The sequence below is a fragment of the Methyloceanibacter sp. genome (genome assembly GCF_035650995.1).
In the GTDB taxonomy this organism is placed as follows: domain Bacteria; phylum Pseudomonadota; class Alphaproteobacteria; order Rhizobiales; family Methyloligellaceae; genus Methyloceanibacter.
The window spans coordinates 1-5,745 of the sequence record NZ_DASRGO010000057.1 but is presented as its reverse complement, the minus strand read 5'-3'; the positions used below and the strand labels follow the sequence as shown (position 1 = coordinate 5,745).

At 64.8% G+C, this 5,745-nt stretch carries 8 protein-coding genes and 1 tRNA gene; 7 read left to right on the top strand and 2 right to left on the bottom strand.

Translation table 11 applies throughout. The features are described from left to right. Both VFB18_RS05120 and VFB18_RS05115 read left to right on the top strand, forming a co-directional pair. The coding region (locus tag VFB18_RS05120) for a peptidoglycan-binding protein (RefSeq protein WP_324971755.1) at positions 1 to 974 on the top strand (974 nt) is incomplete at its 5' end. Between the two features lie 196 nt (positions 975 to 1,170). Further along, positions 1,171 to 1,320 carry a hypothetical protein gene (locus VFB18_RS05115; protein WP_324971752.1) on the top strand — a complete coding sequence of 50 codons (150 nt, stop codon included), beginning with the start codon at positions 1,171 to 1,173 and terminating at the stop codon, positions 1,318 to 1,320. Positions 1,321 to 1,536: 216 nt separating this feature from the next. Here VFB18_RS05115 and VFB18_RS05110 read toward each other — a convergent pair. Further along, positions 1,537 to 1,611: transfer RNA gene (locus tag VFB18_RS05110), tRNA-Gly, on the bottom strand. Positions 1,612 to 1,731: 120 nt separating this feature from the next. Here VFB18_RS05110 and VFB18_RS05105 point away from each other — a divergent pair. Further along, a complete protein-coding gene (locus tag VFB18_RS05105) occupies positions 1,732 to 2,226 on the top strand; it encodes a prolyl-tRNA synthetase associated domain-containing protein (RefSeq protein WP_324971749.1) in 495 nt (164 codons plus the stop codon). Here VFB18_RS05105 and VFB18_RS05100 read toward each other — a convergent pair. After that, a complete protein-coding gene (locus tag VFB18_RS05100) occupies positions 2,221 to 2,895 on the bottom strand; it encodes an FMN-dependent NADH-azoreductase (protein ID WP_324971746.1) in 675 nt (224 codons plus the stop codon). The genes VFB18_RS05105 and VFB18_RS05100 overlap by 6 nt on opposite strands. 124 nt (positions 2,896 to 3,019) lie before the next feature. On the opposite strand from VFB18_RS05100, the gene VFB18_RS05095 reads away from it, so the two are divergent. The 4 genes from VFB18_RS05095 to VFB18_RS05080 form a co-directional block, all read left to right on the top strand. Then, positions 3,020 to 3,958: a LysR substrate-binding domain-containing protein gene (locus VFB18_RS05095; RefSeq protein WP_324971743.1), complete on the top strand. Its 939-nt coding sequence runs from the start codon at positions 3,020 to 3,022 to the stop codon at positions 3,956 to 3,958. A gap of 22 nt (positions 3,959 to 3,980) precedes the next feature. Continuing rightward, positions 3,981 to 4,895: a co-chaperone YbbN gene (locus tag VFB18_RS05090; protein ID WP_324971739.1), complete on the top strand. Its 915-nt coding sequence runs from the start codon at positions 3,981 to 3,983 to the stop codon at positions 4,893 to 4,895. A 14-nt stretch (positions 4,896 to 4,909) separates the two neighbouring features. Then, on the top strand, positions 4,910 to 5,593 hold the full coding sequence (locus VFB18_RS05085; protein ID WP_324971736.1) for an LON peptidase substrate-binding domain-containing protein: 684 nt from the start codon (positions 4,910 to 4,912) through the stop codon (positions 5,591 to 5,593). Further along, positions 5,590 to 5,745: Trm112 family protein (locus VFB18_RS05080; protein ID WP_324971758.1), on the top strand; the 156-nt coding region annotated here is incomplete at its 3' end. The genes VFB18_RS05085 and VFB18_RS05080, both read left to right, overlap by 4 nt.

Sequence of the window (5,745 nt, the reverse complement as noted above, 5' to 3'; positions counted from 1 at the left end):
CATCCGCGCCGGCGCCAGTGGCGCCGACGGCCCCGCCTGTGGCCGAGGCCGCACCTATCCCTGCACCAGCGATTGCCGCGCCCGCCGCAGCGGTTGCCTCCGTCGAGCCGGCAGCGCCGGCGGCGGAAGCCGCCGCCCAGGGCGGTCCCGCCCAGGCCCAGGCTGCAGTTGCGCCTGCGGTCGACACCGGTCCCACACCGACCGAAATGAAGCTCGATGCCGGAACCAAGGCTGCGGCCGTTCAGGCGGCAGAGCCTCGTTCGACCGCGCCGCTTCGCATCCTCGTCACCCGTCGCACTCAGCGCGACCGCATCATCGGCATACAGCGCATCCTCTCCGAGCTTGGCTATCTCGATCCTCAGGATTTCGATGGCACCCTTGGCAAGGCCACGGTGACCGCCATCAAGGCGTTCCAGAAGGCGAATAGCATGGCCGAGACGGGCGCCTTCACCGACGATCTCGTGAAGAAGGTTTATGAGGTCGCCGGCAAGGGCGAGCCTCCGGTCGGGCATATCTTTGTCAGGCAGGAATACGCCCGCGTGTTCGACGCGCCGGTCGATCTCCTGAACCCCGAGGAGCCGCTCGGTACGCACGTCTATACGGCGTTGAATTTCGCTCCCGGCGATACCAAGACGCGCTGGATGGCCGTGACCGTGCAGGGCGGAACGCCCGAAGAGGCGCTCGATCGCGTCAAGTTCCCGGACGACGTGCGCCGGCGCATTTCCGAGAGGCTGACCCCCGGATCGACGCTGATCATCGGCGACACCAGCATCAACGCGGCGACCCTGCCCAAGGGCGGAGACTTCGTGGTGCTCGCCAAATACAGCTCGCCCAAGACGGCCGCCGTCGATTCATCCGGCGACAACGGCGATCAGCCGAAGAAGAAGCGGCGGACCGTCAGGCGCAACTACTACAATTTCGGCTATAACGCGCCGCCGCGGAGCTTCCGCTCCTACCCGGGCTGGCCCTGGTAACCGGCGGCGCTCGTCCCGAATGTGGTTGTTCCACGATCAAAAATGGGCGCCGAATTCGGTCGGCGCCACTTCCCTGTCAGCCGTTACAGAAACGTCATGGGTCGGCGCTACTCTCGACGGCGTTGCCCATGTTTCCAATAGTTAGCGGCTGAACAGACGGTCGAAAGGCGAAACCGTCCTGGCAGAGAGAAACGTCATGAAACCCCTCGTATCGATATTGGCTATCGCTCTGGTGCTTGCTTTCACTGCCCCGGCTTTTGCTGGAGATACTGAAAGCAAGGAGCAATGCGAGAAAGAGGGCGGCACGTGGGATGCCAAGGCCAAGCACTGCTCGGGGAAATACTGAGTCGCTGTAGCGGCGATCCTTTGAATCGCATTCGCCAAGTCTAGAGCGCTCGACGACGGAGGTCGTTCCAACGGCCGGCCGCCAAATGCACCTATCCGTGGAGCTGCGCTATAGCGGGGCGACTTAGTGCGGGTGTTTGAGGACCACCTGCTGAGCGGAAAAAACGGCCCGCGCGGGCATCGTCCGCATGCCCCCCTCAACTATTCGTCGATAAATTGGAGCGGGCGAAGGGATTCGAACCCTCGACCCCAACCTTGGCAAGGTTGTGCTCTACCCCTGAGCTACACCCGCGTTCCAAAGAAGCCGTCTAAGGCCTAACGATCTAGTAGATCGGTGGGCGAATGTCTACCTCCCCCAGGCGAGCCGCCGCATCCCGCCTGCCCCACGGAAATAGTCCTCGATATCTGCAACATGAGCGCCGACCGGACAACCCTCTTTTCCCGCCTCGAGGCGCTCGGCATCGACACCGTGACGGTCGAGCATCGGCCGGTCTTCACGGTGGCGGAATCCGTGGGCTTACGGGACACCTTGCCGGGCGCCCATACCAAAAATCTGTTCCTCGTCGGCGCCGACGGCCGCATGGCCCTTATCGTCGCCAAGGACGACACCCGCGTCGACCTGAAGGCACTCGCCAAGGCGCTCGGGTTCGGGCGGCTGAGCTTCGGCAAGGCTGATTTGCTCGAAGCCGTGCTCGGCGTGCCGGGAGGCTCGGTGACGCCGTTCGCACTCATCAACGAAACGGCGGCCGGCGTTACCGTGGTCGTCGATCAGACGCTTCTCGAGTTCGCCGAGGTCAACTGTCACCCGCTCGAGAACACCGCAACGACGCGGCTCAAGACCGAAGATCTGATCCGCTTTATCAGGGCGTGCGGACACGAGCCCCGCATCTTGCCGCTTGCGTCATGAGACTTCGGCGAGAGGCGCGATCGACGAGGTCAGCTTCGCCGCGAGTTCGCTTGCCGCATGCTGCGCAGCCGCCAAGGAACGGCTGTGCCGTTCGCCTCCGAACTCCTGATACTCGATGCTGATGATATGCACGGCATCATCGCCTACGCCGAGGTACCTGGCGCAGGTGACAAGATGCGGGTCGAGTTGGTTCATATGCTGGCGAACACCGCCGGGGGCGAACCCGAACTCGCCGCGTGAGCTCAACACCACAAGCCGCTTGCCGGACAGGATCGGCTCGATCGGCCAATCGCCGCGGGCAAGGTCGAAGGAGAATGTGCTGCCGATGCGAATGACCTGATCGAACCAGGCCTTCAGCGCACTCGGCATGCCGTAATTGTACATCGGCGTGCCAATGACGATGAGGTTCGCCGCCGCGAGTTCGGCGATCGCCCTGTCGGACCAGGCGAGAGCGGCTCTCGCTTGTTCGTCCCTTTGGTCTTGCGGCGTGAAGCATGCCGCGATCCAGGCCTCGGTGACATGCGGCGGCGGATCTTCGGCGAGGTCGCGCCGGATAACACGGTCTCGGGGTCTGCTTTTCAGCCACGTCTCGACAAAGAGCCGCGACAGGCCGCGCGAAATCGACCTCGTCTTCCGCGCGCTCGCGTCGATATGAAGAAGCGTCGTCATCTCTCAAACTACTGAGCGTTTACTCACCCATGATCATCCGATACGAGGATCTAGGGCCGGTTTTTGGGCTCGACAAATGCTAAGTTTTCAGGCAATGGATGAGCTAAATTCACCCATCTGATCGATGAGACGGCTCCCTCCCCTTTCTTCGCTGCGCGCCTTCGAGGCCGCGGCGCGCCAGGAAAGCTTCAAGCGCGCGGCGGCCGAACTTGGCGTGACGCCAACGGCAATCAGCCATCAGATCCGCCAGCTCGAAGCGGATCTCGGCGTGGCTCTTTTCACGCGCGAAACACGACGCGTGGTGCTCGCCGAAAAAGGACGCGCGCTCTACCCCGCCTTGCGCGAGGCGCTCGACCGTATGGCGGCGGCAGTTGACGATGTGAGGCGGAGACCTGTGCGGCGAATCGCGACGCTCTCGGCCACGGTAGCCTTCACCGCCAAATTGCTGGTTCCCCGCGCGGCGCGATTCCGCGCGCTCAACCCAGGCTGGGACCTGCGGCTGCATGCGAGCGACGATCCGGTCGACTTGCAGGCCGGCGAAGCGGACGCGGCGATCCGCTACGGGCTCGGACCGTATGGGGGGCTCGACGCCGTGCCGCTGTTCACCGACGAATTCGCGCCCATCTGTAGCCCTCACCTGGCCGTCAGCCGGACCGCGGATTTGCTCCAAGCGACGCTCATCCATTTCGATTGGCGGTCCGGCACCTTGAAACACAGCGTGCCGACCTGGACGAGATGGGCCGAGAAAGCAGGGCTGAAGGGACTCGACAGCGAGGGGGGCATCAGCTTCAACGATGAGAGCAGCGCCATCCAGGCGGCCATAGCGGGGCAAGGTGTGGCCTTGCTCAGCCTTACCCTCGTTGCCGCTGAGCTCGCTTCGGGGTCGTTGGTCCAGCCGTTCGGCCCGCGGCTCGAAGGGTTGCGTTACGATTTCATCTATCCGGCAAACGCTTTGAGCCGGCCTGCGGTCGCGGTGCTGCAACGATGGGTCGGCGCCGAATTCGTCCCCGAGGCGATGGGCGCGGGCAAGGTTGCCAAAAGCCGCCGGCCGGCCCATCTTTGAGGGTGATCTTGCGTAGGCGGCCATGAGCGTAGACACCCCAATCCTCAAATCAGGCGCGGCCACGTCCGACGCCGAGCTGATCAAGGACACGACCACCAAGGACTTCGTGCGCGACGTGATCGACGCCTCGCGCGAAGTGCCGGTTCTCGTCGATTTCTGGGCACAATGGTGCGGACCGTGCCGCCAGCTCACGCCGATCCTGGAAAAGGCCGTCCGCGCGGCGAAGGGCGCGGTCAGGCTGGTCAAGCTCAATATCGACGAGCATCCGCAGATCCCGGGCCAAATGGGCGTGCAGTCGATCCCTGCGGTGTTTGCCTTCCAGGATGGGCGCCCGGTCGACGGCTTCATGGGCGCGCTTCCGGAATCGCGCGTCAATGCCTTCATCGCGCGGCTGATCGGCGACACGGGCGCCAATCTGGCCGCCGACGTCGAGGCAGCCGAGGCGGCGCTCTCCGCGGGCGATCTCAACACCGCGGCCCAGCTGTTCGGCGAGGTTCTGCAGCAGGATCGCGAGAACGTGCAGAGCCTGGCGGGGCTCGCCAAATGCTACATCAAGACCGGAGACCTCGTCCGCGCCGAACAGACGCTCGCGCTCGTCCCGCCGGCGAAGGCGGACGCGGCGCCGGTCGCGAGCGCGCGCGCGGCGCTCGAGCTCGCGCGCAAGGCAGGAGAGACCGGCGATGTCGAGAGCCTGCGCGCCAAGCTCGCGGCGGAACCGAACGATCCGCAAACCCGTTTCGATCTTGCGCTCGCGCTGAACGCCAAAGGCGACCGCAAAGGCGCGCTGGATGAGCTTCTGACTCTCGTCGCCAAGAACAGGGCGTGGAACGACGACGCCGCGCGGAAGCAGATCATACAGCTTTTTGAGGCATGGGGGCCGACCGACCCGGTCACGATTTCGGGGCGCCAGCGGCTCTCGTCCTTGCTGTTTGCGTGAGTAGGAGCATCCGTTTGGGCCTTACCGACCGCTATCGAACTCCTGCCGATTTGCCGGACAGATTGCCGCTGTTCCCGCTCCGCGGCGCCATCCTCCTGCCGCGGGCCTCGCTGTCCCTCAACGTGTTCGAGCCGCGCTACCTCGCCCTGGTCGATGCCGCGCTCGGCTCCGACAGACTGATCGGCATCGTCCAGCCCTCGCCCGAGTCGGGGCTCGCCGAGTCGCCGCTCGGCAAAAATTTTCCCTTGCGGGACGTCGGATGCGCCGGGCGCATCGTCGGCTTTACCGAATCCGAGGACGGCAGAATGGCGATCACGCTTGCCGGCATCGCGCGCTTCGTCCGCGGCAAAGACCTGCCGAGCGAAGACCCCTATCGCGTTTGCGCCGTCGATTTTGCCCCCTATGCGGACGATTTCGTGCCGGGTCACGGCGAGGAGGAGGTCGACCGCCCTCGCCTCATCGCCGCGCTCAGGAGCTATCTCAAGGCCAACGGCCTCAACGCCGACTGGGAACGGATCAACAGCGCAACCACCGAGCGCCTGGTGAACGCTCTTGCCATCCTGAGCCCTTACGGGCCGGAGGAAAAGCAGTGCCTGCTCGAGGCCAAGGATCTGTGCGCGCGGGCCGACGCTCTCGTGGCACTCGCGGAGATGGAGCTCGCCACCCGCGACGACGGGTCAGGGACAACGCTGCAATGACGAACCAGACGGAAGGACGCGCGCGGCGCCTCGACCCCAAGCTGCTCGAGATTCTGGTCTGCCCCTTGACCAAGACCTCGCTCGACTACGACGCCGAACGCCAGGAGCTGATCAGCCGCGCCGCGGGCCTCGCCTATCCGATCCGCGACGGC

What these genes read in the sequence shown, in the direction of transcription:
- VFB18_RS05115 (WP_324971752.1), top strand. Translation starts at nt 1,171, where the DNA reads ATGAAACCCCTCGTATCGATATTGGCTATCGCTCTGGTGCTTGCTTTC.
- VFB18_RS05105 (WP_324971749.1), top strand. Translation starts at nt 1,732, where the DNA reads ATGAGCGCCGACCGGACAACCCTCTTTTCCCGCCTCGAGGCGCTCGGC.
- VFB18_RS05100 (WP_324971746.1), bottom strand. Translation starts at nt 2,895, where the DNA reads ATGACGACGCTTCTTCATATCGACGCGAGCGCGCGGAAGACGAGGTCG.
- VFB18_RS05095 (WP_324971743.1), top strand. Translation starts at nt 3,020, where the DNA reads ATGAGACGGCTCCCTCCCCTTTCTTCGCTGCGCGCCTTCGAGGCCGCG.
- VFB18_RS05090 (WP_324971739.1), top strand. Translation starts at nt 3,981, where the DNA reads ATGAGCGTAGACACCCCAATCCTCAAATCAGGCGCGGCCACGTCCGAC.